General features: G+C 52.8%; 22 protein-coding genes. 6 read left to right on the top strand and 16 right to left on the bottom strand.

Annotation, left to right across the window (positions count from 1 at the left end):
• Positions 1-235: 235 nt before the first annotated feature.
• The 7 genes from fliD to SRBAKS_RS04545 all read right to left on the bottom strand — a co-directional run bounded on the left by fliD (position 236) and on the right by SRBAKS_RS04545 (position 9,272).
• A complete protein-coding gene (gene fliD / locus SRBAKS_RS04575) occupies positions 236-1,957 on the bottom strand; it encodes a flagellar filament capping protein FliD (protein ID WP_229594120.1) in 1,722 nt (573 codons plus the stop codon).
• A 9-nt stretch (positions 1,958-1,966) separates the two neighbouring features.
• Positions 1,967-3,160 (bottom strand): flagellar hook-associated protein FlgL, encoded by a 1,194-nt coding sequence (gene flgL / locus SRBAKS_RS04570; protein WP_229594118.1) that lies wholly within the window; start codon positions 3,158-3,160, stop codon positions 1,967-1,969.
• A 16-nt stretch (positions 3,161-3,176) separates the two neighbouring features.
• Positions 3,177-5,189 (bottom strand): flagellar hook-associated protein FlgK, encoded by a 2,013-nt coding sequence (locus SRBAKS_RS04565; protein ID WP_229594116.1) that lies wholly within the window; start codon positions 5,187-5,189, stop codon positions 3,177-3,179.
• 29 nt (positions 5,190-5,218) lie between these two features.
• Positions 5,219-6,769 (bottom strand): flagellar hook protein FlgE, encoded by a 1,551-nt coding sequence (locus tag SRBAKS_RS04560; protein WP_229594114.1) that lies wholly within the window; start codon positions 6,767-6,769, stop codon positions 5,219-5,221.
• A 36-nt stretch (positions 6,770-6,805) separates the two neighbouring features.
• Positions 6,806-7,498 carry a flagellar hook assembly protein FlgD gene (locus SRBAKS_RS04555; protein WP_229594112.1) on the bottom strand — a complete coding sequence of 231 codons (693 nt, stop codon included), beginning with the start codon at positions 7,496-7,498 and terminating at the stop codon, positions 6,806-6,808.
• Positions 7,495-8,076: an RNA polymerase sigma factor gene (locus SRBAKS_RS04550; RefSeq protein ID WP_229594110.1), complete on the bottom strand. Its 582-nt coding sequence runs from the start codon at positions 8,074-8,076 to the stop codon at positions 7,495-7,497. Before SRBAKS_RS04550 ends, SRBAKS_RS04555 begins: the two co-directional genes overlap by 4 nt.
• A 338-nt stretch (positions 8,077-8,414) precedes the next feature.
• Positions 8,415-9,272, bottom strand: coding sequence for a flagellin N-terminal helical domain-containing protein (locus SRBAKS_RS04545; protein WP_229594108.1), 858 nt, complete (start codon positions 9,270-9,272; stop codon positions 8,415-8,417).
• Between the two features lie 261 nt (positions 9,273-9,533).
• Between SRBAKS_RS04545 and SRBAKS_RS04540 the strand changes: the two genes are divergently transcribed.
• The 5 genes from SRBAKS_RS04540 to SRBAKS_RS04520 all read left to right on the top strand — a co-directional run bounded on the left by SRBAKS_RS04540 (position 9,534) and on the right by SRBAKS_RS04520 (position 15,241).
• Positions 9,534-10,244 (top strand): response regulator transcription factor, encoded by a 711-nt coding sequence (locus SRBAKS_RS04540; protein WP_229594106.1) that lies wholly within the window; start codon positions 9,534-9,536, stop codon positions 10,242-10,244.
• A gap of 128 nt (positions 10,245-10,372) precedes the next feature.
• A complete protein-coding gene (locus tag SRBAKS_RS04535) occupies positions 10,373-12,166 on the top strand; it encodes a TonB-dependent receptor plug domain-containing protein (protein ID WP_229594104.1) in 1,794 nt (597 codons plus the stop codon).
• The gene (locus SRBAKS_RS04530) at positions 12,166-12,705 is read left to right on the top strand and encodes a YfiR family protein (RefSeq protein ID WP_229594102.1); all 540 of its coding nucleotides are present in this window, start codon (positions 12,166-12,168) and stop codon (positions 12,703-12,705) included. Before SRBAKS_RS04535 ends, SRBAKS_RS04530 begins: the two co-directional genes overlap by 1 nt.
• A complete protein-coding gene (locus SRBAKS_RS04525; RefSeq protein ID WP_229594100.1) occupies positions 12,698-14,245 on the top strand; it encodes an ATP-binding protein in 1,548 nt (515 codons plus the stop codon). The genes SRBAKS_RS04530 and SRBAKS_RS04525 overlap by 8 nt, the downstream gene beginning before the upstream one ends.
• A gap of 171 nt (positions 14,246-14,416) precedes the next feature.
• Entirely contained in the window at positions 14,417-15,241 is an 825-nt protein-coding gene (locus tag SRBAKS_RS04520) for a nitroreductase family protein (protein ID WP_229594098.1), read from the top strand.
• A 117-nt stretch (positions 15,242-15,358) separates the two neighbouring features.
• Here SRBAKS_RS04520 and ybaK read toward each other — a convergent pair whose 3' ends face one another.
• Positions 15,359-15,829, bottom strand: a complete 471-nt coding sequence (gene ybaK / locus SRBAKS_RS04515) for a Cys-tRNA(Pro) deacylase (protein WP_229594096.1) — start codon at positions 15,827-15,829, stop codon at positions 15,359-15,361.
• Between the two features lie 400 nt (positions 15,830-16,229).
• On the opposite strand from ybaK, the gene SRBAKS_RS04510 reads away from it, so the two are divergent.
• Entirely contained in the window at positions 16,230-19,211 is a 2,982-nt protein-coding gene (locus tag SRBAKS_RS04510; protein WP_229594094.1) for an ATP-binding protein, read from the top strand.
• 49 nt (positions 19,212-19,260) lie between these two features.
• On the opposite strand, the gene SRBAKS_RS04505 is transcribed toward SRBAKS_RS04510, so the two are convergent.
• The 8 genes from SRBAKS_RS04505 to SRBAKS_RS04470 all read right to left on the bottom strand — a co-directional run bounded on the left by SRBAKS_RS04505 (position 19,261) and on the right by SRBAKS_RS04470 (position 26,312).
• Complete coding sequence (locus SRBAKS_RS04505; RefSeq protein ID WP_229594092.1) at positions 19,261-20,427, bottom strand: tetratricopeptide repeat protein; 1,167 nt, start codon at positions 20,425-20,427, stop codon at positions 19,261-19,263.
• A complete protein-coding gene (locus SRBAKS_RS04500; RefSeq protein WP_229594090.1) occupies positions 20,424-21,083 on the bottom strand; it encodes an energy transducer TonB in 660 nt (219 codons plus the stop codon). The genes SRBAKS_RS04505 and SRBAKS_RS04500 overlap by 4 nt, the downstream gene beginning before the upstream one ends.
• Positions 21,083-21,493, bottom strand: a complete 411-nt coding sequence (locus tag SRBAKS_RS04495; protein WP_229594088.1) for an ExbD/TolR family protein — start codon at positions 21,491-21,493, stop codon at positions 21,083-21,085. The genes SRBAKS_RS04500 and SRBAKS_RS04495 overlap by 1 nt, the downstream gene beginning before the upstream one ends.
• Before the next feature lie 3 nt (positions 21,494-21,496).
• Positions 21,497-22,126 (bottom strand): MotA/TolQ/ExbB proton channel family protein, encoded by a 630-nt coding sequence (locus SRBAKS_RS04490; RefSeq protein WP_229594086.1) that lies wholly within the window; start codon positions 22,124-22,126, stop codon positions 21,497-21,499.
• Positions 22,113-23,546: a MotA/TolQ/ExbB proton channel family protein gene (locus SRBAKS_RS04485; RefSeq protein ID WP_229594084.1), complete on the bottom strand. Its 1,434-nt coding sequence runs from the start codon at positions 23,544-23,546 to the stop codon at positions 22,113-22,115. Before SRBAKS_RS04485 ends, SRBAKS_RS04490 begins: the two co-directional genes overlap by 14 nt.
• Positions 23,547-24,296, bottom strand: a complete 750-nt coding sequence (locus SRBAKS_RS04480) for a DUF3450 domain-containing protein (protein WP_229594082.1) — start codon at positions 24,294-24,296, stop codon at positions 23,547-23,549.
• Between the two features lie 187 nt (positions 24,297-24,483).
• A complete protein-coding gene (locus tag SRBAKS_RS04475) occupies positions 24,484-25,194 on the bottom strand; it encodes a class I SAM-dependent methyltransferase (protein WP_229594080.1) in 711 nt (236 codons plus the stop codon).
• A gap of 23 nt (positions 25,195-25,217) precedes the next feature.
• Positions 25,218-26,312, bottom strand: a complete 1,095-nt coding sequence (locus SRBAKS_RS04470; protein ID WP_229594078.1) for a hypothetical protein — start codon at positions 26,310-26,312, stop codon at positions 25,218-25,220.
• Positions 26,313-26,321: the final 9 nt, after the last annotated feature.

Below are 26,321 nucleotides of genomic sequence, written 5' to 3'. Positions count from 1 at the left end.
CCCCTTGTTTGTTTTTTTGTTATGAGGTCGTGAATGATATTACCGGTGGAAATGCCCGTGGAAACGTTGAGACGGATAATGCGGAATAACGGTAAACAGCATGTGCCGACAGTTGGTGAAGTGCTGAAAGAGGATATTACGGATATTCAGTATACGGTTACTCGCTACAAGCCGAGTAAGACAAAGGAAATAAATAAGGCAGCCATGTGGTCGGCTGCCATTTTTTGAGAGTCTGTTAACCCAGTTGGGATAACAGACTGGTGAGAAGGTCACTTGTGTTCGAGTAGGTACTCAAGGTGGCGTCGAGTGCGGCATACCTTCTGGTCAGTGATGTTTCCAATGCATCCAATCGTTTCTCTTCATTATATATCTGATTATCCAGACTGGTCAGGCTTTCCTCATAATTATCAATGAGGATGACCATGGTGCCGGAATCTTCGTCTGTAATATTGTCCAGCGCATCGGAGAGTTCGCCGATCTTCCCCTGCTTGACTCGTGCGACGCCGGAGTAGTCACCATCGCCTTGATCGGAGACGGAAATATACAGCCCCTTGGACTGTGAATCTGTGCCGAGGATGGTCAGTCCTTCGATATACGCCTCTTCTCCATTGATGGTGGCCGAAGTGATCACGCCGCCCGACATGGTGTATTCAACCGTATGTTCACCAGCGTTGGTGACACCGTCAATGACGGATATGACCTGAAAATTTTCGCTGTCCGACTCGCCAACAGCCCGCTCAGCAAACAATGCAGCGACCGCTTCAGGGTCGGTATCCAGCGCATCTTCCAGGTCATCTTCGTCCACAAGCAACAGGCCGAACGTGTCAGACCCTTCATCCGTGTCCGTGGAAAACCCTATCTGGGACAGGGCGTTGTAATAGTCTCCACCTTCGTCTTCGTCATAGGCGGTGAAGCCGAGCGCGCCGGATGAGAGGATGTCCTTAATGTTGTTGTAGACGATATCCAGAGCGTAGTTGTCCACCGTGTAGGCGTCTTCATCCGAGTCTTCCTCCTCCGTGACGCGGCCCGTGAGAACCTGAATATCGAGGATGACCTGATTCAATTCGTCAACGAAATCGATGATGGTGTCGAACATGTCGTCCGTATCATAGGACACGGAGACCCGAACTCCTTCGCTGTCTGTGGTTTCCAGCAGGTCGAAGGTGATGCCGTCAACGACATCGTCAATGGAGTTGCTGTCTCGTTCGATCCATTCGTCAGCGTCTGCCGGGAAACCGTCCACCTTGATCTTGGCGTTCTGTCCAACCTGCGTGTTGGTGAAACTTGTCGTGGACATGTCGATCAACGTGCCGGTGTCGGTGATGGTCAATATGTTGTCTTCACCGGAGTCCGTGCTCTTCAGGGTGAAATAATAGCTGTCGCCGTCATACATGAGATCGGCTTCGATCTTGTCTCGCGCATCAACGCTGCCGTTGATGGTGGAAACCAGTCCTTCCAGGGTTGTTCCGGCAGCCACGTCTATGGAGATGGTCTCACCTTGAAAGGAGACCTCAAGTGTGGTGGCCGAGTTGGTGATGACCGTTTCCTCGGAATCATAGCCTGTATCCGTACTGACCCAGATGTCAGTCTGGGCCAGCTGGTCGACGATGATGGTGTGGATGCCGACGTCTGCTTCACCAGTGACTTCGACCTCGACTTCATCACTGCTGCATGTGCCTTCCATGGAGTAGAATTCATCCGGTTCATCAATGTCGTCCAGGTTGTCGTTGAAGTCGTCGATCGCTTCATCCAACTGTTCCAGCAGATCGATAATATACTCGGTCTCTGTTTTCTGGTCTTCATAATCGTCCAGCTTGTAGCTTTCTGCTGAAATGGTGGCATCGATGATTTCGTCAAAGTCCGTGCCGTTCCCAAGTCCGGAAAAGGTCACTTCACCGGAGGTGGTAATCGGTTCATAGGCTATGACCGTACTTGAAACTGATGAAACATATCCCATGATGTCCCCCTAAATGTAGTTAAGCAGACTCATCTGCATGACCTCGGCTGAAGTGGACAGAACTGCCTGATACACATAGTTGGCCTGCTCCAGCTCCACGACGAGCTGGGCGGCATCGGCATCTTCTTCCTGGCTGATACTGTTGGTCGTGATTTCCCGGATGACCCCCAGGGATTGCTGGGTGTAGGTGACCTTGTTTTCCCGTGCGCCGATATTGGCCGATCCTGTCTCAAGCGTGTCGTGCGCTGCCTGTATGTCGTCCAGGCTGGCCCCCACGCTGTCGTAGTCGCCGATTTCCATGTAGACGATACAATTGCTGATGGTCTCGAACAGGTTTGGTTCAGCGTACGGGGTATTGGTCGCATCGTTCACGCCGCCGAAAATAGTGCTGCCGACCGAGCTCATGTCCACGCTGGTGTTTTCGGATATGGCAACGGACATGTTGGTGTCGCTCCCCACATAATGGGCGGCCTCCCGCAGATAGAACTCGGTGCCGTTGCCCTCGTCATCGACGGCGGTCACCGTTGTGCCGGTGTTGAATTCGATCTGGGCTGTGCCCACGTCTATGGTGGTGTCGCCCGAAGCCAGTGTTGCCGTGGTCCATGTCTCTCCGTTGTCAGTGGAGTAGCGGTAATCGAGTTCGTCCGTCCCGATGTCGCCGCTTTCGGTGAACTGAATCTTGACCGTGGAGTCTACCTCTCCGGTCATGGACGCGAAATCGGCATTGGTCAGTGAGTCGTTCGACAGGGTGATGCCCAGCCCCATTTCATAGGCTTCACTGCTCAGGTCGTCTCCGGCGAAGATGGAATCGGTCCCCATCTCGGTGTTGGCCAGCACCAACAGGCTGTCCAGATAGCTGTCCAGCTCAAGGGCCATCATCTGGAGTTGCGTCTCGGTGTAGGTTTCCGTGGACGCCTGCTCCATCAACTCCACGGCCGCCGTGATGTTTTCACTCGCCAACATCAGAGTTTCATCCGCCAGGGAGAGTGTTTCGTTCACCACAGAGCAGTTTTCGACGTATCCGCTCAAGGATTGATCGTATGATGTCAACTCTATTACCGTTCCCATCCCGGAAGGGTCGTCAGAAGGGCGGTTGATTCGTTTTTGGGAGGCATTCATCATGGTCAATTCAGAGACATCGCTGAGGGATGAGTTCATCTGATTGAGAGCCTGAGAATATATTTGTGCCGTGCTGATACGCATGGTGACTCCTTGCCGGTTAGACCATGTCCAGGATGGTATCCATCATGGTTTGGGTGATGGAGATGATCTCCGCAGCCGCCTGGTATTGCTGTTGCTGTTTGGTCAGTTCTATGAGCTCTTCATCAACATTCACTTCATTGGCCGAAGCCTGCTGATTGTAGAGATATTCCGCCGAGGTCTGTGCATAGGTCTGCTTGAGTTCCGTGGAGGACACTGCGGACCCCACTTCAGAGACGATGGTGGCCAGTGCGCTGGTCAGCGAGGTCTCCAGTCCTCCCACTGTGGTGGTCGTGCTGGAAAGTTCCGCCATCATCGTGGCGATGGAGTTGCTTCCCGAAGAGACCAATCCGTCATCACCGACAACGCCGGTGTTGATGTGGGACGTGTCTGTGGACACATAGCTGTCAAGGGAGATGCTCGAAGCATCCGTACCCGCAAAGAAGGTGTTGGTGCCGAGGGCCGCCAGAAGGTTTGAGGAGTCCCCGGCTATTTCGAAGGTCATGTCCGAGGCCGAGGCAAGAACCAGTTGCCCGTCGCTGTTGACCGAGGCCGTCAGCTCTCCGACAAACGCCGTGTTGATGGCCGTCACGACATCGTCGAGGGAGTCGGTGGCCGGGTCGATGGAAATGATGGATGAAGTCGAGACCGTGTCGTCATCATTATAGGTGATCAACTGCAGGTCTCCGGCCTGGATTTCATCTGCGTAGTTCAGGCCGCTGTTGCTGAGCATGGCGCTTGAATCGTCCACGCTGTAGCTGCCGGTCACGCCGGTGTGGGCTTCCAGTCCGGCTCCCTGTGAATGGGCGGAGTTGACCTCCCAGATGAGGGCCTCGGCCAGGTCGTCCAGGTCGTCGAGTGTGGGGATGACCGTGTCATCGCGGGCCGTGAACAGTCCGGCCAGGCTGCCGCCGGAGGTCCTGCCGGAGACATCCTGTCCGCTGTCATCAGTCATGGGCGTGATGTTTTTCAGTGAACCGTCGCTGGATTCCCAGTACAGCCCGCTTTTGGGGATGATGGTGTATCGGTCGCCAGCGGTGTGATCCGTGGTGCCATCTTCAAACCATATCTCCACGCCTTCGATTTCTACCGGACTGTCTTCATCGCCGGCGGTATACAGCATGGTGTCGCCGTCTTCATCTTCCAGCCATGTGGTCCCGCCGTCCGTGGAAACCTTGAACTGGGCGGTGCCGTCCGTTCCTGTCGAAACGAATTCGATGAGCAGTTCTTCACTGGATGTGCCGGAGAACTGGACGCTGCCATCGTAGTCGGAATCCCGCAGTAAAGAGGTGGTAGCCTGCTGATCGCTGTAAACAAGAGAGTGTGTCTGCGCTCCATCAACCATGGTGTATCCCTCATCGGTCAGAATCGTGACCTCTCCGTTGGATTTGTAGATTGTGTCGACGCCGATAAGGGCATCGAGATCGCGGATCATCTGATCGCGGTCGGATATGGCCTGAAGGTCATCGGGGTTCGCTACAATCGCTACGTTGGCCTGGGCGATATCCTCGATGAGCTGGTTCGCCGCATCGACTTCGTCGCTGATTTCCGCGTTGATGCTGTCCACAGTGGATTCAAGCTGTTCCGCCGTGGAGTTGAGGCCGTAGATGAGCGTTTGCGTTTCGCCCAGCTGCGCTTCCCGGGCGGAGAGTGAATCCGGGTCGGTTGCCAGATCGTTCCAGGCCAGCAGGAAGTCATCCAGAGTCGTGCTCAGGCCGCTGTCGGTCTGGTTGAACAACGAGTCGAGCTGATACAGGTAGCCATAGGCGGCGGTTTGCCGTTCAAGGTCGGCGAAGGCGTCGAGGTACTGCGCTTCAACGAATTGGTCGAAGGCCGTCTGGATAGCCACCACACTCGCGCCGGTTCCCACCGAGAGTCCGTATAATGTGATGGAATCACTTGTTTCATATATGGCCGTGGTCTTCTGGTATCCCGTGGTATCCGCGTTGGCGATATTGTTCGACGCGTTGTCGATGGATACCTGGGCATTTTGCAGTGACGTGAGCCCTATGTTGTACAGATTATTTATCATCTGCTCATCCTCCTGACCTGTTTACGTGCTTACCGCTTCATGCTGATGGCAGACTGGAGCAGGGTGTCGGCAGTGGTGACCACCTTGGAGTTGGCCTGGTAAGCCGCCTGGATGATGATCAGGTTGGTCAGTTCGGTAGCAGTGTCTACGTTGGACTGCTCAAGGACATTGGAGGCTAGCGTTCCAAACCCTGCCGAGCCTGGTGTGCCGATAAGTGCCTGGCCGGATTCTGTGGTTGCGGAGTAGAGATTGCTTCCTTCTGCATTCAATCCCTGCAGGTTGGCGAAGTCCGCGAGTCCAAAGGTATACAGTTTTTGCGTTTGGCCGTTGGTGTAGCTGCCTGAGAGCACACCGTTTTCGCTGATGGATACGTCGATGAGAACTCCTGGGGCATATCCGTCCTGGCTCAGGGTGTATGTAGATGAACTGGAAGTCGTACTGGTCGTCGTCGATGTCGAGAGTTTGCTGGCATTGAAGGAGGGCAAGTCATCAGTGGTCGTGGTGGCATCCAAATCATCCATCGAGTCGATACCACCTGTCGTGTCCCAGCCGGTCCCAGTGGTTGAATCGGTGTTTGAGAGTCCGAAGTTCAGGGTGATTTCCTGGTCTTCGTCCGCCCCCGTGAAGTTGGCGTTGAAAATAGGCAGGCCATTGGTGTCGAAGTCGGCCAGAACCCAGTTTTCCGCAGCCATGGGGTCTGTGGTGTTTGTCGGAGTATCCGACAGAGTGAAGGCTGTCATGGATTGCAGGTCGCCGGATGAGGAGAAGGTCATGGTGCCGGTCATGAGCGCACCTGCCGCACTGGTGGTGTCTATGTCAGTGCCTTGAAAGTCCCGCATGTCTTCGCTGCTGTCACAGGTGATCACGTATTCCCAGACCAGATCTCCATCATCAGAAGAAACCAGATCGAAATAGGCTGTCAGATCGTGCGCTCCACCATTTTCATCATAGACGGAAATAGTAGTGGTGTATGAATAGCGGGAGTCATCCATGGCCGGATCGGCGGTGCCGTCGTATGTGCCGAAGAGTGCTGAATAGGGGGTTGTCGTGGATGTCGAGTTGTCCGTGGACGTGGAGTCGAGGTTCAGGGACAGCTTGACTTCACTGGTTGCCTGTGGCGGAGACTGGGAGTTATCCAGTTGAATGTCGGTCAGGGTGCCGGAAATGGAGTTGTCATCCATTTCCCAGCCTTGAACACGGTTGCCGTGGGCGTCGACCAGATAACCATTAGTGTCAAAGTTGAAATTCCCAGCGCGTGTGTAGTAGGTGTTGTCCGTATCCGGGTCCACTACAATATAAAAGCCGTCTCCATTGATGGCCACGTCTGTGACTGAGTTGCTGGATGCGTATGCCCCCTGGGAGTAGTCCGTATTAATGGATGCCACGGAAACACCGTTTCCAACTTGGTTGGCGCTGTTTCCCGCATATACGGTGCTGTAGAAGACATCCTCAAAATGGATTGATGAACTTTTGTAACCTGTGGTTGTGGAGTTGGCGAGGTTGTTACTGACAACGGATGTTGCCTGGCTTTGGGCTTGAAGACCGGAAATGCCTGTGTACATTGATCCTGTGATACTCATGTCTATATCCTCGTAATTAATGAGATTAAGTAATGCTTATGAGGAGGTGGCGAAGGTTACGTCCAGAATGTTGACTGAACGCCCATCTTCGAAGGTCAGGTAAACGCCATCCGAGGTGTTGTTGATGCCGATGACGGTACCCGTTGTTTTGGTCGTGACGTCTACGTCAGCACCATTACTGTCTTCGGCAGAGACGGAGACGTAATAGTAGCCATCGGATGCGGTTTCGCCGTTGTAGTCGGTGCCATCCCAGCTAAGAGATGTGTATCCGGATTCAAGGTCGGATAAAGTCAGCGTGTCGACGAGGGTTCCGCTGCTGTTATAAATGTTGCAGGTGGCCGATGCGGCATCTTCTTCGAGAAGAAGATAAAGAGTGGAAATATCATCGCCTGAAACAGTGATCGTGCTACCATCAGCTTCAACCTGCTTGCCGATGTAATCGAGGCTGCTCATAGCGGACATCGATGTCATGCTTTCGTTCAGGGTCTCCATCTTTGTATTCATTTCCGTCATCTGTTCGAGCTGGGAGTACTGGGTCATCTGGTCAACCATTTCGGAGTTGTCCACGGGATCAGTCGGGTCCTGGTATTCCAGTTCGGCCAACAGCAGGGTGATGAAGTCTTCTGACGTGAGCGAAGCTGCTGCCGTATCGGTTGTGACAGTCACCGAAGTGTCGGTGCTTGAGGCAAGGGTCAACGAGTCGTAGTAACTTGTTGTATCAATGCTCATGACACTTTCCTCCGCGTTTCTTCTTCGGTGCCGACTTCGTTGAGAGGCGTGGCTGCTCCGTAATATTTGCGAAGCCTGTTCAGCGCCTGGAACTTGATGCTGCGAACTGTCCTGGCCGTAATCCCCAGAGCCGCCGCGATTTCACAGGCGACCAGCCCTTCCTTGTAATAGAGCGTGATGACCTCGGTCTGTCTTTTGGTCAGGACGTCTGCCGGGAGGCTGAACAGAGCTGACTCGTCACCTGCTTCTGTTTCCAGCGAAGGAAGATCCGTGAGAATTGATTCCATCCACTTCATCTTCTTTCTGTAGTAATCAATTGAAGTTGTTCTACAAACGATGTTCAACCAAGTAATAAAAGAACTCTTCTCATTATTATACTTAGACAAGTAGTCATTCCTGAAGAGCTTTAATGCAACTTCTTGAAATATGTCGTCTATTTCACTTTTATTAATGTGAATATTTTTCGCATTAACGAAGTTGTAAATGAGCTTTAATATTAGCTTTGAGTGTTCTTTAAATAATACTTCATATGATAAATTGTCATATGAACGATTTAATTGAATTGTTGTACTACTCATATTGAACCTCCTGACTTCAAAATGAGCAATTGAAATGCCGTATAACGTTTAGTTTCTCTTTCAATTTATGTATTAGTCTTAAATAATTATTGTTTTTATGTTTATATTATAAAAAATAACTTCCATTTTTATAATAAAACTAAATAAAACTTTATGAAGACAGTTTGTTGTGGGTATTTTTTTTGCTTGTTCCCAAGGATCCGCTCGATTGGTCGGAGATTTTTTCCCCGTGGTTAAAAAGAATAATGAAACCTGATGGATGTTTTGAACGATCAATAAGGAACAAAGGCCCGCACGGACGGGTTTCCGGGCGGGCCTCTGGTTAGAGAAGGAGTGGACTAGCCGATGAGCGACAAAGCCATCTGCGGGAGTGAGTTGGCTTGTGAAAGCATCGCCACGGCAGATTGGGTTATGATCTGCTGCTTGGTATACTCTGTCATCTCAGTTGCGACATCCACATCGGAGATACGGGATTCGGCAGCCTGAAGGTTTTCCGCCTGGACTTCCAGGTTGGAAATGGTTGCCGAAAGTCTGTTCTGCATTGCGCCGAGGTTGGCTCTGACCGTGTCCTTGGACGTGATTGCGTTGTTGAGTGCATCCAGGGCGTTCTGTGCGAGCTCCTGGGTGGAAACCGTTGCGCCGGCAGCACTGGTTCCGGCGTTCAGGCCGACGCCGAGAGCAGAAGCGGTGCAGTTGTCGATGGTCACGGCATACTTGTCTTCAGCTGCATCGTTGCCTGTGCCGAAATGGACGGTCAGGCCGTCGCCGGACAGGTTGCCGTTGAGCAGGTAGATGCCGTTGAAGTCCGTGGCAGAGGCGATTCGGGTGATTTCCGAAGCCATGGCCTGGTACTCCGAATCGATGATCAGACGCTGGCCGTCAGTGTACGTACCGGTGGCAGCCTGCTCAGCCAGTTCCTTCATGCGGATGAGCTTTTCATCGATGACGGAAAGCGCGCCGTCAGCGGTTTGGATCATGGAGATGCCGTCGTTGGCATTCCTGACCCCTTGGTTGAGGGTGGAGACGTCCGAGCGCATAAGCTCTCTGACGGCCAGGCCGGCAGCATCGTCAGCCGCGCTGTTGACCCGCAGGCCGGACGACAGACGTTCTGTAGAGGTACCCAATGCGCTGTAAGCGTTGTTCAGGTTCCGTGCCGTTGAATTAGCCATGACGTTGTTGTTGATTACGAGAGACATACTTTCCTCCTTGAAAGTGGGTGCATCCATGCGATGATTTTGCCCACAGCGGACAAAATTCATTTTTATTTGCTCATTTATACGGAGGAAGATGATGAAAGCGTTTATAGAGGAATTTTTTTCCTATACGAGTTGTTGCATGAGGAATTTATGTAGTAACAGTTTGCTTTAAGGTTTCTTAATGTTCTTTACATTATTTAAGACAAAACTCGTTTCTGCGGTGGTTCTAAACCTATATGATCAAATAAAAAGGAGAGCGGTGTGAATGATTTGTTGCTCATTGATGATGATCCGGAAATTGGGGAGTTGTTAACCAGTTACCTCCAGGGTGAAGGGTTTGTCCTTGATTCCGTTTACAGAGGTGAGGTCGGCATCAAGGCTGCCGAGAAGAAATCGTACGAATTGATTCTTCTGGATGTGATGTTGCCCGACATGAGTGGGTTCAACGTGCTTTCAGCACTGAGGACAAACTCCAATGTCCCTGTGGTCATGTTGACCGGGCGTGGCGAGGAGATTGATCGTGTCGTGGGTCTGGAGATGGGAGCGGATGACTATATTGCCAAGCCATTTCCCCTGCGTGAGCTTCTGGCGCGTATTCGTGCTGTGCTCAGGCGGTATGAGGGAGGACACGCTGAAGGCCCGTCCATCAAGATGCACATGAAAAAGAATATCGAGTTCGGGAATGTTGTCATCAATCGCAACACGCGTGTGCTGCAGGTAGACAATGAGCCAGTGCATCTCACTTCAACCGAATATGATCTCATCGAGCAGCTCGCTATCAATATGGGGGCGGTTGTCGAGCGCAATGCTCTCATGGAAGGCGCGCTGGGGCGCGGGGTGGAGTTCGACGACTATGTGCTCAACGTGCATATGAGCAACCTGCGCAAGAAGCTGGGTGAACAAGTCAGTATCAAGACAATCCGGGGCAGGGGATATCTCCTGGCTGCATCCGGGAGGGCGTCTGTTTCATGATGGGCAGAAGATGTCTGTCTTGCCGCGCAAGCGTTTCTTTTCTTATCATTTTTGTTTTACTCTGTTGGAGTTCTGTCGCTTCTGCAGCTTCAAATGAAGAGTTGGCTGCTCTTGACCTTGAGGAGTTGATGGAAGTCGAGGTGGTAACTGCCAACCGCAGGGCAGAGCCCATGTCGCAGGTGGCAGGGGCCGTGACTGTTCTCACGGAAGAGGACATCATGCGGTCCGGTGCGACCACCATTCCTGAAGTGCTCAAGCTGGTCCCCGGTGTTCACGTTGAACAGGTGGATACAGACAAGTGGGTTGTCGGCATCCGTGGCTTTTCGGGGTTGTTGAGCAACAAGCATCTGGTTCTTCTCGACGGCAGGCCGATCACTTCACCATCGACTGCAAGTGTGGTGTGGGGAAATACCACCCCTGTCAGCATGATCAAGCGTATCGAGGTCGTGAAAGGTGCATGGGCCCACCTGTGGGGCGCTGATTCCTTTACCGGCGTCATCAACATCATCACCAAGTCTGCATCCGAGATGCAGGGTGGGGAGAGTGTGACCACGGCTGGCACGACCGGTGTGGAGCAGTTGCTCCGGTATGGCGGTTCAGTCAGTGATTTCGGAAATTACAGCGCATACGTCGGGGGATCATACAAAACCGACAACTGGAACGGCAGCAACAGTGATCCGCGAAGTTCACGGGACTGGGTCAATGAACAGACCGGGCTGCGATTGGATTGGATGAATGCCTACACGGACTCCTTTTCCCTTCAGGGGGCCTATTCTTCTTCGGTTATTGAGGATGGCGCCAGAGGGTCACTCCATATTTATGATCCACACACACGGCATGACTACGGCGGATATGGTCAGTTGGTCTGGAACAGGGCGACAGGACTGGATGCCGGGATAACTTTCAGGACATCGTTTTCTCGTGATCTCGTCTCCGTGGATGATCTTTCGGGCGGCACCAACACAGCGGATGTCGAAGTGCAGTACGCTGTTGAGCAGATGGGGCGCCATCGGTTTACGTGGGGAGTCGGAGCCAGATATTTCTGGGATGATATCAGGAGCGGGACCGGGACCAGCATGGACCAGAGCCGGAGATACTCTTTTACCATGAACGGGTTTGGCCAGGACAGAGTCACGCTGATTGAAGACAATCTCTTTCTTGTTTTGGGGATGAAACTCGATTCGTTTGGAGAGTATCCCGTTGAGGTACAACCGACTGTCAGGCTGTTGCATGTGCGGGAAGACGACGAAATGTGGGTTGCGGTGTCCAGAGCCGTACGGGTTGAGAATCGCTGGCAAAGAGGGGGCAGCTACTCCATTGATAGGGGCGGCGTCATCTATACAATCACTACGCCGGATCATCTCACGCCTGAAAAACTGATCGCTTATGAGGCTGGGTATCGACGGAGATTTACCCCAGATCTCGATCTCGATCTTTCCTTGTTTGTCAATGACTACAGTCAATTGGCAATGCTGGACTTTGACACCGCAACCAATACGGCCACTTTGACGAATTCATTGCAGGGTAAAGCCTACGGTTTTGAAACTCAATTCAACTGGCGCGCCAATAGCTGGCTTGAGCTGCGTCCTTCTATCTATGGTGTTTATCAACAGATTGACGGGGATGAGGAGTATCTTGTCGGAGATTCCATGCCTGAGAAAGGGGTGGAGCTGGAATACAAGCTCATGGCCATGACAAAGCCTCTGGATGATGTCGGCTTTGATGTGTGCGCCGGATATGTCGATAGTCCTACCAATAACAAGAGGCCGGGATACTGGACGCTTGAAGCCCATACGTCGTGGCAGGCCTCGAATACGCTTCTGTTGGAGTTGATTGGTCGAAATCTCCTAGTAGATACTGTAGATAGATCCGAATTGCGGATTGGACCAAGTCTCGACTTTCGGGTGACATGGGATTTTTAATGCATCGGCTGCGAACACTGATCATCGCTCTGTTTTTTGGAGCTTTTCTCTTGATGCCTGCAACGGGTATAGCGGGGGGCAAAGGGCTGACGGCCAGTGTCGAGCAGTTGCAGGCGCTTTTCGTGCAACGGTTGGTGCGCTATGTTCAATGGCCCGCAAAGGCCGCGCCGCATCCCGACGAACCGATCATTATTGCCGCTACAAATGCACGATGTCTTCGTCCCTATTTTGCTGAAGATGCTTCCGGGCAACGGTTCAAGCTGGTCCAATGGCCTGTGGAAGCTCCCCATGTTCTTGTTGTGAACGGTGCGCCCTCAAGGGAATCTGCCGCTATCATGGAGCGTGTGGCAACGCTGCCTATCCTGACAATAGGTCAAAGTCCCACCAACCTGAAGCAGGGAGTGGTCGTTAATTTTCGTATGGTCGGCGGGAAGGTCAAGCTGCAGATCAATCCTGCTGCCGCTGAGCAGGCGGGACTCACGGTGAGCTCCCGGTTGCTCAGAATCTCGCAGATTTACAAGGGTGGAGACAATGAGTGATCAAAAAGTCACCCCTCTTGGTCGCAAGATTGTTGCCGCGATTTTGGGAACCACGCTGCTGGCTCTGGCGCTGGGCTTTCTGCTGAACCTCTTTCCCATGGTGTATATGTATCGGCAGGGAGTGGCCGATAGGGCGAGCGCCCAGGCAGAGTTGATGGCAGCCTCTCTGGTGGCCCCCGTGGACTTTGATGATGCCGACGCCGCAAGGGAAAGTCTGGAGACGCTCTCGCTGGTCCAGAGTGTTACCGGGGCTGCCGTGTTTGTCGATGATACGCTCATGGCGGCCTATGGTGTCTCACCGAGTCGTCCGCAGAACGCGCAGGGGGTCTCCTTCGGGCTCTCCGAATTGACGGTCGTCAGTCGGATTCCGTCAGAATCCGTTAACAGCGTGGTTGTCATTTCCGTTTCACTGGCAAGCCAATGGAACCTGTTGGAGAAGCAGTTCATGCTGGGAATCATCATTTTTCTCTGTGTCATCATCGTGAGTTTCAAGATCGCTGGTTTGTTCAGGCACAGGCTTGGTGATCCGTTGGAGCAATTGACCGAAGTCGTGCATGAAATATCGCAGAGCAAGGACTACTCTCGCCGCGTTGATTATAAAAGTAATGACGAGATTGGTATTCTGGTTGACGAGTTGAACTCCATGTTGGGGAAAATTGAAAAAAGGGACAACCAACTGAGTCGTCATCGTGAAATTTTGGAGGAAAAAGTCCAGTCGAGGACCATTCAGTTGCAGCGCAAACAAATGGAATTGCTCAGCAACAACCGGCTGCTGTTGTCTGAAATCAAGAAAAGAACCCAGGCCGAGATGATTCGTGAAGAGGTTGAACGTATCAACCGGCACGACCTGAAATCCGGCCTCAGCGTGGTCATCGGCTACCCGGAACTTTTGTTGAGTGAGGGAGAACTGAAACCGCGACAAGAGAAGCACATCAAAAGAATCAGGGCGGCGGGCTATCGGATGCTCGACATGATTCGAAACCAGTTGAATATTTTCAAGATGGAAAAGGAAATATACGCGCTCAGCACGACCTCGATTGATCTGGTCGAGATAGTGTGTGCCCTGGAGGAGGAGTTCAATCTGCTCCTGGACAGTTCCGACGTGACTTTGGAGATGTATCTCAACGAAAAGAACGTGGTCGGTGACGAATCGTTCCTGATTACCGGCGAAGAACCGCTTATCCGTACCATGTTCAGGAACGTCATACAGAACGCCATCGAAGCATCCGGTTCCGGGGATACGGTGACCATTCAACTTCACGACACCGTGGGAAAGGTTGCCGTCATCTCCAACCCTGCAGTGGTTCCAGCGGAAGTCAGACAGCGGTTCTTCGACAAGTATGTCACCCATGGGAAGGAAAACGGCACAGGGCTGGGGACTTACATTTCGGCCCTTATTGCCCGAACGCACGGGGCCAATATTTCCATGAAAACCGATGAGACCAGCGGCACTTCAATGACCATTGCTTTCAGGGAAAAGAAGCGGAGCAGCAGCGCTGTGGATAAGAGGCCTCGGGACGACACTTCCTGCGAAATGTGACGGGCAACCCGGCCCGGTTTTTTTGAATCAGCTGTAATCACCTGAAATATATTGATGCTTACCTTTCTGATACTGGTGCACGAAAAGGTGCCTACTTCCCTTATTCACTCCATGCTGTAGTATGCAGATTCCGCGTTGCGGGTTCGGACAACAACAAGCCAGGAAGGTACCATGTTGAATTTCACAATAGATACAGACAAATGTAGTCAGTGCGGCGAGTGTGCAAAGGTGTGCTTGAACGGAATTATTGCGCTGGACGATGGCTTTCCGTCAGTGCTCGAGGATAAAGTGGAGCAGTGCATTGGATGCCAGCATTGTATGGCCGTGTGCAAGCCCGGTGCGCTGAGTGTTTTTGGCGTGGACCCGGCTGATAGTCTGCCTATCAAGGATGGTTTCCCCGATCCGGTGCAGATGGAAACGCTGATCATGGGGCGGCGGTCGATCCGTCGGTACAAGCGGGAGAATGTTGACCAGGAGCTCATCCGTCATCTGCTGGAAGTGACCGCTCATGCACCGACCGCCGTGAACAAGCGTCCGACACGGTTGACCGTGGTGGATACGCTTGAATCCATGGACACGCTTCGTGAGCTGGCGACCAAGGCCGGGCTCAAGGCGTTGGGGGAAGGAACCATTCCCGCAGGACTTGAACGGATCGGGACATATCTGCAAGGGTGCGAGAGCGGAGAGGATGTGATTTTCCGCAATGCCCCCCATTTGCTGGTGGCTTCTGCTCCCAAGGATTCATTGGCCCCCATGGCTGACTGTCATATTGCCATGAGCTATTTCGAGCTGTTGGCCAATACGCACGGTCTGGGCACTGTCTGGGATGGTATAGCCAAGGTTGTGTTGGATATCATTGCCCCCGACCTTCGGGCATTACTGCATATTCCAGAGGACCATGTGCTGGTCTGTGTCATGGCGTTCGGTATACCGGACGAGAAGTACCATCGAACAGTGCAACGCGCAGGAGACAACATACACCGAGTTGTTCTCTGATCACGACCGGTCTTTAGAATGCAGCTGAGCGGGGGCGTATACCTGCCTCTCAGCTGCATACTGTTTTGAAACAGCAGGGGGTAAATCGGTACTCTGGCGATTCGATACTACGAGATGTCAGGCTTTCTCGATGGAGGCAAATGTGCCGTGTGTCAACATGGCAAGGTCTTTGGGGGCGAGTTCGATCTCCAGTCCCCGCCGTCCGGCACTCACATAAATAGTCGGGAAATTTTCTGCTGAATCCGCAATGACTGTCTGGAGTGCTTTTTTCTGTCCAAGCGGGCTGACTCCACCCAACACATATCCTGTTGTCCGTTCGACGTTTTTTGCATCGGCCATGGCCAGTTTCTTTATGCCGACCGCTTTGGCCAATGCCTTCAGGTCGAGGTGCCGGGAGACAGGTACTATCGCGACGATCAATTTCTTGTTCCCACCATCGACCACTAGAGTTTTGAACACCTGGTTCGGATCGGTTCCCATCTTGTCTGCCGCTTCCTCGCCATAGGATGCAGCCGAAGGATCATGGTTGTACTCATGTATGGAAAAATTGATTTTGGCCTGTTTCGCCTTGTTTATTGCCGGTGTCATTCGTTCGTATCCTTTTACTCTTTTGTGCGTACATCGCGAAGTTGTGTTGAGCAGCCCTATACCATTCGTCCAAGGGCCATACAACTGTCTTTGCTGTGGTGATTTAGAGCAGGAAACAGGAAGGTGTGAACATATGTTTATCGGTTGGTAGCCGAGTTCGTTTCATGACAATGAGGCTGGGCTGTTATCGGTGATTCGGTTCTTGTTCAGCCGCTCATCCGTCCCTTTCTCCATCGAATACTATAGGGAATAAGTGAGAGATATTATCTATAAATAATCATGTTATAATTTATTAATGCTATTGTTTCAGGCATTTTTTATCTTGCGAGTCTTACTCCTCCTTGGGTATCCCTACCTTCGTTCATTACAGGAATATGTTCTATAATCATTAGAGAAAAGCATGAAACGCAAGCGCCCTTTGGGTATACGATTCAAACTCATAACCATATTTATCTTTATCAAGGTATTGCCTCTCATCGCCCTTGCCTGGGTGGCGTGGAGCGGCATCAGTGTTTTGGGTGAGAGTGTTCAGGAGAAAATCGCCAAACTGTCAGGTGATACGAAAAACGTTATAGGTGATGTGAGTGATCTGGCTGTGGACAGTTCCATTCGGTCCCTCGATCTCAAGTCCCGTGAAGGTATAGAACGGTTGACCACGGATACAGCGCAGGCCGTGGCATTGTTTCTCTATTCACGCGATGATGATATCCGGTTAGCATCTACCATGGAGCCTAGCAGCCAGAATTACAGAAATTTTCTGGATTCGATGAAACGGGATGTCGTGGATCATGGCCCCTGGGTTCTGAATGAGGCCGGGGATGCGTGGCATCCGGCAGATGCAGGGGGGGATGATTCTGTCGCCGTTGTCGCCAAGAATGCCGATAATGCGAAGGATTTTCATTACCGGCGGCCGGAGAGCCCCGGTATTCGCCATGCCAAGCCGCTGTATCTGGAGATGACGTTCATTGACCTCGAAGGTAATGAGCGGATCAAAATCACGACCTCCAGCCTTCTATCCGACGAGAAGAAAAATGTTGTTGATCCGACAAATACCTATTGCAAGGCGGAAAGGTATTACCCTGAGTTGAAAAAACTGTCTCAAGGGGACATCTACGTTTCCGAAGTCATAGGGCCCTATCTCAAAAGCCCGATTATCGGCTCGTACACCGAGCAGAGAGCACTGGAAAAAGGTATACCGTTCAAGCCGGAAGACGCGGCCTATGCCGGTAAGGAGAATCCTGTAGGAAAAAGGTTTCAGGGGTTGATCCGTTGGGCCTCACCCGTGGTGCGAAAAAATACGATCGTAGGGTGGGTTACGCTGGCATTGGATCATACCCATGTCATGGAGTTCACTGATCACATTGTTCCTACTGATGAGCGATATTCTTCCATTTCCGATGCAGGCTCCGGGAACTATGCCTTCATGTGGGACTATAAGGATCGGAATATTTCACACCCCAGAGATTATTTCATTACAGGGTATGACCCGGAAACGGGGCGCCCGGCTGTGCCGTGGATGGAGGACAGTATATTCAAGGAGTATGTAAACAGCGGTCTTTCCATGGCGGAATGGGAGGAGACCGCTCCGATATTTCAATCTCAGTCCTTGAAAAAGAAGCCTTCGGCCAAGCTGACAAAGGCCGGATATCTGGGGCTTGATTGTCGGTATCTCAATTTTGCGCCGCAGTGTGAGGGGTGGCACACCTTGACGCATAATGGCGGTTCCGGATCGTTCGTGATTTTTTGGAGTGGGTTGTGGAAGCTGACCACCGCTGCTGCCATACCGTATCATACTGGGATATACGACGGACCTCGGGGATTTGGATTTGTGACAATCGGTGCCAATGTTCACGAGTTCCACAAGGCCGCCACAGAAACAGGTAAAAAGATCTCTTCCATGGCTGCCGATTTTGAAAAAACGCTGGAAGAGCAGAATATCGAAACACGCGAGAATCTTGATCAATCCCTTGCCAAGACAACGAAGGAAATCACGGTATCAACGGCTTTCATGGTGTTTTTGGTGATTCTGATTGCCATATGGATGGCGTCAACCCTGACCAAGAAGATCACGGATATGGTCAAGGGAATTCGGTCGTTTCAAAATGGGCAACTGGATTATCGACTGGATATTCAATCTCGTGACGAATTGGGGGAACTTGCTGAGACGTTCAATGAGATGTCGGATGACATGCAGAAGCTCATTACGAACCTGCGACAGGCCGAAGAAAATTATCGTAGCTTTTTCGAGAACGCGACCGAAGGGATTTTTCGCACCACTGCAGAAGGAGAGCTGGTGCATGCCAACCCGGCCTTTGCCGGGCTGTTTGGTTTCAGTTCCTCTGAAGAGATGATCCAGAAGGTCTCCAATGTGGGCGAGGAATTGTATGTGGATCCACAGCGCAGAAAAGAGTTGGTCAAACTGCTGCAAGAAAAAGGTATTGTTCGAAATTTTGAGTACCTTGTAAAACATACAGACGGAAAGCCCCGTGTTTTACAGACGTCCTGCTATTGGATCGTCGGCAATGATGAAGAACGGTATGTTGAAGGCATTTCAGTTGATATCACCGAGCGCAAACGGGCAAACGAGGCGCTGGAGGAGGCCAAGGAAAAAGCGGAACAGCTCAGTTCAATGAAATCAAACTTTCTGTCCATGGTCTCCCATGAACTGCGGACACCGCTGACGTCCATTCTCGGTTTTACCAAGTTGATTCGCAAGAATGTCGACCACTTGATTCACAGTGAAAATACACTTGTGACCAATGAATACAAGCGGTTGCATCGGATAGAAAAGAATTCAAAAGTTATTATCTCCGAGGGCGACAGGCTCGCAGAGCTTATCAACAATGTTCTTGATTTGGCCAAACTCGAAGCCGGATTTTTTGAATGGGATTTTGTGCCGGTGTCTGTCAGAAGTGTGGTTGAGCGGAGTATCGCCTCGACCAAAGTGCTTTTTGATTCCAAGGGATTGGAGCTTGAATCGGATGTCGCTGACGATCTGCCGACAATCTCGGGCGATCAGGACCGTCTTGTACAGGTCTGTATCAACCTGCTTTCCAATGCCGCCAAATTCACCGAGTCCGGGAGCGTCATTTGTCAGGTCCGCGTAGAGGGGCTGAACGTCATTGTTCGGGTCATAGATGACGGCATAGGTGTGCCGAAAGACCAGGTGGACGTCATCTTCGACAAGTTCAAGCAACTGGGCAACACGCTCACGGACAAGCCCAAAGGAACCGGTCTGGGCCTTCCTATCTGCAAGGAGATAGTTGAGCACCATAGCGGTAAACTCTGGCATGAACCGAGAGAGGATCGCGGGAGCGTCTTTGCCTTCAGTATCCCGTTGAACTGTGCGGTCCTCAATGAAAAGGATGGTACCGAAAGTTGAGTGGGGTCAACTGGGTGTGCGAAGTGTGCCCTTGAATGCTGAGCAAGGCTTAATTATCCGCTTCCATCCTGGCTGTTTCCAGGTCTTTGAGCACCGCCAGATAGCCTTGTGCCCGGCTTCGGTATTTCCTGACTCCCGCAATTCGAGTCAGCTCACTTCTGGCGTGTTTCCAGTCCTTGCGCTCCCATGCGCACAGGGCCAGGAAGAAGCGAGCTTCCGCATTGCCTTTCTGTTCAGCCAAAGCCTGAAAAACGGTCTCAGCCTGTTTGAATTTACGAGCATGATAGAGGACTTTCCCTTTTTCCAACTGCGCTGAATCGTTTTTGCCGTATTGATCCAGATAGGCAACCGCCTGTGTTGTCCTGCCCCCGACAGCATACATGGCTGCAATCTTGAGCGCCTGCCCCTGATCGGGTGAGGGGCCGTATGCTCTGGCCAGGACAGTGGCTGCCAAAAGCGGTGCCTGCTGGTAGGCATACAGGGAGGCCAATTGCTCCAGCTCCTGCGGAGAAGATTTTCCCAGCCGAAGGCTGATTTCCAGAGCGGCTCCTGCTTGTACGAATGCTTCTTGATCCAGATGCAGACTTGCCAGCAGCTTCCAGTACTCCGCGTCTTCGGGGTTTCTGTTCAGATAGCTCATGAGCAAGGGGGCGGCTGTTGAGAATTGCCTGCTGTCTATCAGAGCATGTATGGCAAGGCGGACCCACTCCTTGCGGGGGCGTTCAACTGCGGTCAGGAGCCTTTGCAGTACTCGCGCCGCCTTATGGTATTCCTTGCCGTGGTAATAGGCTGACCCCGCCTGAAAGAGCAGCTCTGGCTTGCCTGATTGCTGGAGCGCATAGGTCTTTTCAAAGTATTCTCCGGCCTCGGTGAACCGGTGTAGTGCATAGAAGGTGATGCCCGTATTAAAACACAGAAATTCGTTGTTCGGGTACGCATGCCGTCCTTGATCGAACACGTCGAGAGCCGCTTTTTTCTTTCCGCTTTGGTACAACGCGCCTCCGAGGACTACGTATACCTGCGCGTGAAGGGCTTCCGTTGTTGACTTCATATATGTTCGGAGCATGGCCACGGCCGCGTCGTAGTGTTGTTCGTCCATGAGCATCTGCGCTTTGTAGAGCGCCTGTCTGGCTTCAGGAGGAATTTTGGCGGCGCACACTGTGGCAAAGAGGAGGCACAGGGACAAGGCCATGGCAAATGATCGCAGGTATTTCATCGTGTCAGCTTGAAGTTGAAGGGAATAAGAACCCAGGTATCCACTGCCTGTCCCTTGTAGTGACCGGGAGTGAAATTCCATCGTTTCGCCGCGCTCAGGGCCGCCGTGTCAAACACTTCGGGCGGAGTGGACGAGTTGATGGAGATGTTGGTGGGCGTGCCTTTCCGTGTAACCAGCATACGGATTACCACCTCTCCCTCTATTTGGTTGCGTCTGGCTCCATAGGGATATTCGGGCGGCACTTTACGTATGACCCGGGGAATCTCATCCACCTCGTCCATGCTGAACCCTATGCCGCCCAAGTCTCCTGCGGGCATGGCAGGGCCTTCATTCAGGCTCGGGTGTATGTTCGAGCTAAAGTTCGGAATAGCGAGGCTCACGAGTGGCTTCACCGTATCGGGCCGGGCCTTGGAGGTGAATACCCTGGGCAATGCCTCTGGCGGGCTGGGCTTGTCGAATCTTTTCTGTTCTAGAGGTTCGATGGGGGTGTCCTTGCGGGGTTGGGCAATGCGTATGGCCCCATCCACCGTGGTTACATTCTCGGGCTGCTCGGCGGTGTTCAGAAAGAGCACCCCCACGTAGATGAGTCCGGCAATCATGACCGCAGTCAGGCTGGCGGCCACAAAATCACCTGAGTCTTTGGCACGCAGGATCATTATTGTTTCCTTGCCGCGAGGCTTATATCCTTGACGCCTGCCAGACGGCACTGGTCCAGTACCTGAACAGCCGCGCCGGTCATGCTCTGTTTGTCCGCCACGATGATGACTGAGCCGTCGGGTGTTTCGGCAAGAAATCGCTCCATGTAGGCCCGGACGGATCTGATGTCGAGCGGTCTGCCTTCCACGAAAATCCGGCCTTCGTGCGTGAGCCCGAGAATGACGTTGGCCTTCTCTCTCGTTTCCGCGCTCTGGGCCGAGGGCCGCTGCACGTCCACCCCGGACTCACGCACGAAGCTCGTGGTGACGATGAAGAAAATGAGCAGGATGAAAACCATGTCGATGAGCGGGGTCATATTGATCTCGCTCCTGCGGGTTCTGCCCCTGCGTGTGTACCGTATGCTTTTCATCGCCTATTTCCTGCCTGGCGTCAGACTGTCTGTCAGTTCCTGCAGACCGATGCAGAAGAGTTCCATGCGGGCCTTGAGTTTTTCTCCTCTGCGAAAGAGCAATCCTCCCAGAATCAGGCCGGGGACCGCGACCACAAGACCGCTTTGCGTGGTTATCAGCGCCTTTGAAATGCCTGAGGCCAGCGCGCGGGCATTGCCTGTGCCGAATTGCGAAATCACGTCAAAGGTGGTGATCATGCCGGTGACCGTGCCGAGCAGGCCGAGAAGCGGGGCAACGGCCGAGAGAATCAGGATGGTCCCAATGCTGCACATGGCGTTGAATTCGTGCGGTGCTCGGATTGATTTGAGAATCTCCCTGTTCAGTTCCGGGTCCTCGCATCGCTCGTCAATGTATCGAGAGAGAATGTCCCATTGCCAATGCGCTGGTTCGGCTTTGTTTACCCCGGCCTTGTGGCGGTACATGTCCATGCATTGTTGCGGAGAAGTTTCCTTGTGCCGTTCGCGCAGGAACCGGATTCCCTTGACGATCGCAAGGGTCCATATGATGAGGGAAAGCCCCATGAGCGGGATCATGAGTTCTCCACCTGACTGAAAGAGTTCGAGCATGCGGTCTACGAGATTAAGCTGCTGCATCAAAATTCTCCCATTTTTTGTTCTGTCCCTTTTTCATGAGGGCTATGGCAAAGCCGGTTCCCTTTTCCTCCATGTCTCCGATAATCTTGTCCACGCGGCGTTCAAGCATATGGTGCAGGATCATGATGGGCACGGCCACGGCGAGGCCCAGCTGGGTGGTGACCAGCGCCTCGGAAATACCGCCGGACATCATGCGCGGGTCGCCGGTGCCATAGAGGGTGATGATCTGGAATGTGTTGATCATGCCGGTCACCGTGCCGAGCAGGCCCAACAGGGGGGCCACGGCCGCAAGCACGTTGAGCGTGGGCAGGAAGCGTTCGAGTACAGGCAGCTCCTTGAGCAGCCCTTCCTGAAAGGCGTTTTCTATGATCTCGCGGGTATTCCCCATATATTTCAATGTGTGACCAATGATACGACAGGTCGGGAACTGGGATTTGGCATTACAGAAATTGCCGCATTTTTTCCATTCTCCTTTGGCTACCATCTGGAGTATGTGCTGCATGTTGCGGTCCGAGTTGCCCCTGATTTTACGCAGGGTGTTGAACCGCTCGATAACGATCCCTATGGCCACGATGCCGACGAGAATGATGGGCCAGACCAGAAGGCCGCCGGCGCGCAGCCATTCCCAGAGACCTTTTTGTTCCTGGGCAAGCCTCGTGAATGCCGCACCGTTGGAAATATCCACGGGAAAGACCGCGGCCTTGCCGTCAAAGTAGTCGTCCATGAGCTCGGAGAGCGACCAGCCGGGCTCTCCCTGTACGGCCATGAGCTTGTTGCCGTCACTGGTGGGACGCAGAAAGCCCAGGGTGCCGTCCTGCAGGCGGTAGGCGGCGGTAAAGGTCCCAATACGAATCAACTCTCCGGTTTTGTCCATGCCATCTCTGCCGATGAACGAGCCGTTGCGTTTACTGATTTCACCGGAAGCGTTCATTTCATCTAGATGCAGGGACAGTAGGTTTCGTATCCCATCAAGCCCCGGGAAGGTGTCTGGTTGCAGCACTTCTGCCAGAACAACGCTTCTTTCGGGATATTCCGGGGTGGTCAGGCTTTCGTGGAAATAGTCGCGTGCCTGTTTGGCTGAAGTTCGAATGGTTCCATCGATGGTCTTGATTTCCTGGGCCTTTTCCGCGAGTTCCTCCTTGAGCGCCTTTTCCTGCTCCAGTAGAGTTTCGTAGTGGGTTTTGAGTTGGTCAAACCGTTTCTGTTTGCTGTCGATACGGTGTTGCAGGGTTGCTTTTTCTGCGGAGATATCCCTTTTTTCGGTTGAAATGATGGCTCTGGTCTTGTCAGCGTCCCGTATGGCTTGAGCCAGCAGGGTATTCACGGCATTGCTGGCGTCTTGCCAGTCCTGATCCTGTGCAGTGGCAGGACAGACCGCAAGGGCGACAACAAAGAAAAGCGTGCATGGCAGATATTTCATTTAGTAGGCTCCTATGGGGAGATCGAGCAGCTCAACCGCTCGCTTGCGTTCGGCCATGTCTCTGGCTTGGCGCAACGTGTGCGAGTAGTCTTCATTCAGGAGAACCCAGTCTTTTGAGGTTCGATCCCAATATCCGACTTCCGCCCCGTCTGCGGTCTGATAGAAGAGTGCGGTCCGGCCCAGGCGAAACACCGTTATCACGGTCTGCTGTCCGTTGATGGTCAGCTCTTGTGTGGAGGTGGCTATGTTGCGCCCGTATTCCGTTTCCACGAGGAGCGCTTCGAAAACCCTGCGCAGTTTTTCACTCAGCAGAAGGTGGTAGTCGTTCAGCGAATCCCGTAGAAACTGTATTCTCTGGCGGCGTTCTTCGACAAGGAAGGGCAGGTCTGCGGCCACGAACCGTTCGAGTCGGTCCACCACGGTTTCCAGCTCCGGTTCAAGTTCCATTTTAATCCGTTTGGCTTCTTCCTTGCGGCGTTGGAGTTCCGCAATGACCTCTTCCTGTTTCTTCACATAGTTGGCGTATTTCCTGTTTTGGAATTCCAGCCATGACTCGGTCGCTTTCATGTCGCGTATTTCAGCGGCCATGGTTTCCTTGCGGTCGGTCCATTGCAGGTATTGCTTCTGAGCGGAAGCCTCCACGGCAATGGCTTGTTCGGCCTTGTTCTGCACAGCTTTGGCAGAAGCGGCCGACGCTGCTCCCGGTAGTGTCAGCAGCATGAAAAGCAAAAATATACAGCGGGTAAACATGTATGCTCCTCAGGACTCTCTGGGCGTCCCCTTTTGTTGATAGTCAGTCAATCTAGCCAGGTCATGCGCATATGATCTATCCCGAGAGGGACTTTTTTTAATCGATTGTGAGTTTCATTATCAATAAAGCGACCGCACAACGCATAAGCTGTGCGGCCGTCTTTTTGGGTTATGGTGAGGGGGGACGTCAGGCTGAAGGTTTGTTGCCGGAAATGATGATGATACCTCGGCTCCAGCTGTGTTTGGGCGTATAATACTGGTGATCGATATTGGCGAAGCCCGCATTGCGCATAATTTCCATCCATTCTTCCCTTGTATGGAACTGGCAGAAGAGATCGTTGGATTCGGTTCCCAGCATGTAAATCTGGTCCATAAGTCTGTAGATAACACCAATGGGACTACGCCAAGTCTTGTTGGCCGTTACGTCGGCAATGACCACCCGGCCACCGGGCCTGAGCACCCGATGGCACTCCTTGAGCACCGCGGGCACGTTGGTATGGTGTAAAGCCAGGGAGCTGGTGGCGACATCATAGGAGCTGTCTGTAAAGGGCAATTCTTCAGCCGACGCCTGCTGAAAGTCGAAAATATCACCCATGCCTGAGGCGTCCACGTTCCTGCGGGCCGCGTCCAACATGGACTGGGTGATGTCGATACCCATGATGCGGCATTCGGCATTGGCTTCCTCGGCCAGGGCCAGAGCCACTGTTCCCGTACCCGTGGCAATATCGAGCACCTCCTCTTCGGGATGCGGGGCTGCCTTGCGGGCGACGCCCAGGATGGCATCGCGGTATTCCACGCCGAATTTGTCGAGCATCAGGTCCACGATGCTTTGGTTGTATGTTTTGGACCATGATTCGAATACGGCAATACGTTTCTTGATATGTGTCTGTTGGGGCATGATTATCCTCCGTGAAAAGGCATTTAGGCAAAAAGGGTCGAATGTTGATTGAGCGTTTCCACCACGGCTTCGCATCTGCGGTCCACGCCTGTGAAGTCCATGTGCGGAACGTAGTATTGCTCCAGAGCCGAATGGGTGTCTTTGGCATCTTTCAAGCTGACCACGGCATCATCCAGAATGTCCTGATACCGATTTTTGGCCTCGGAGATTTCGTCAATCTCGTCTTTGATCCAAGGGGCCGCGCATTCACTCAAGGGGTAGACATCACTCAGGTTGCCTTCGGGCATAAGCTCGGGGTGTACGGTGAACAGCAGCTTTGCGTTTGGAATATGGACATGTTCGAGCAACGTGGGATCAATGGGTTTGTGATAATATTCCACGTCCAGTCCACGCAGTTGAGCGTGTCTGCCCACTTGTTTCAGCAGTTCGGAACGCCCTGATCCCGGCTCACCCGCAAGCCCGACGACCCGGGTGTCGGAGCGCAGCAGGCTGGCTGCCAGATGGACCTCCCCCAGCGGGGTTATTGAGGAGATGAAGCAATGGCGTTCTGCTCCGTATCGCATATCAGTATTCGCCGGGGGGAGCAGGTCGCAAAGGCTCCGCGCCATGGCATGCAGCTGTCTGGGGTTGAGAGCCGCTGCGCTGACGCTCTCGGCGTTGCCCAGCAGCAGGCGGGCTGCCTTGAGCTGGCGGTATACCTTGTGGAATTTGCGTTCCGAGGTCGCGTTGATGGCAATGATCTTTTCGCGGTGTTGACGGATGCCGTCGAGGTCCCAGTATTCGCCCAGGTTGAGGATCTCGTCAACGGCCCCGGGATTGCGTGGGTCAAAAACGTGGTGCCCGGTGGCGGCGACGACAACAGAGCGGATCTCCGGAATGGTCACCGCGTCATAGGACTCAGGGTCCAGTGAGCAGTGCTGGTATTCCAGTTCGTAGCCTTGTTCGGCAAAGGCTTCACCAATATGGTTGATGAAGGTGGATTTTCCGGTGCCCGGCCCTCCCTTGACGATGATCATTTTTGCGTTGTCCATGTCCGGTAGAAAGTTGAAGAAGGAGTGGAAACCTTCTGCCGAGTTGCAACCGAAAAAGCACCGGGCGACGTGGGGTCTGTTTTCCATAATAACTCC

The sequence above is a fragment of the Pseudodesulfovibrio sediminis genome, from assembly GCF_020886695.1.
Taxonomy (GTDB): Bacteria; Desulfobacterota; Desulfovibrionia; order Desulfovibrionales; family Desulfovibrionaceae; genus Pseudodesulfovibrio; species Pseudodesulfovibrio sediminis.
The sequence above is the reverse complement of the archived record's forward strand: the minus strand, read 5'-3'. Positions and strand labels throughout refer to the sequence as shown.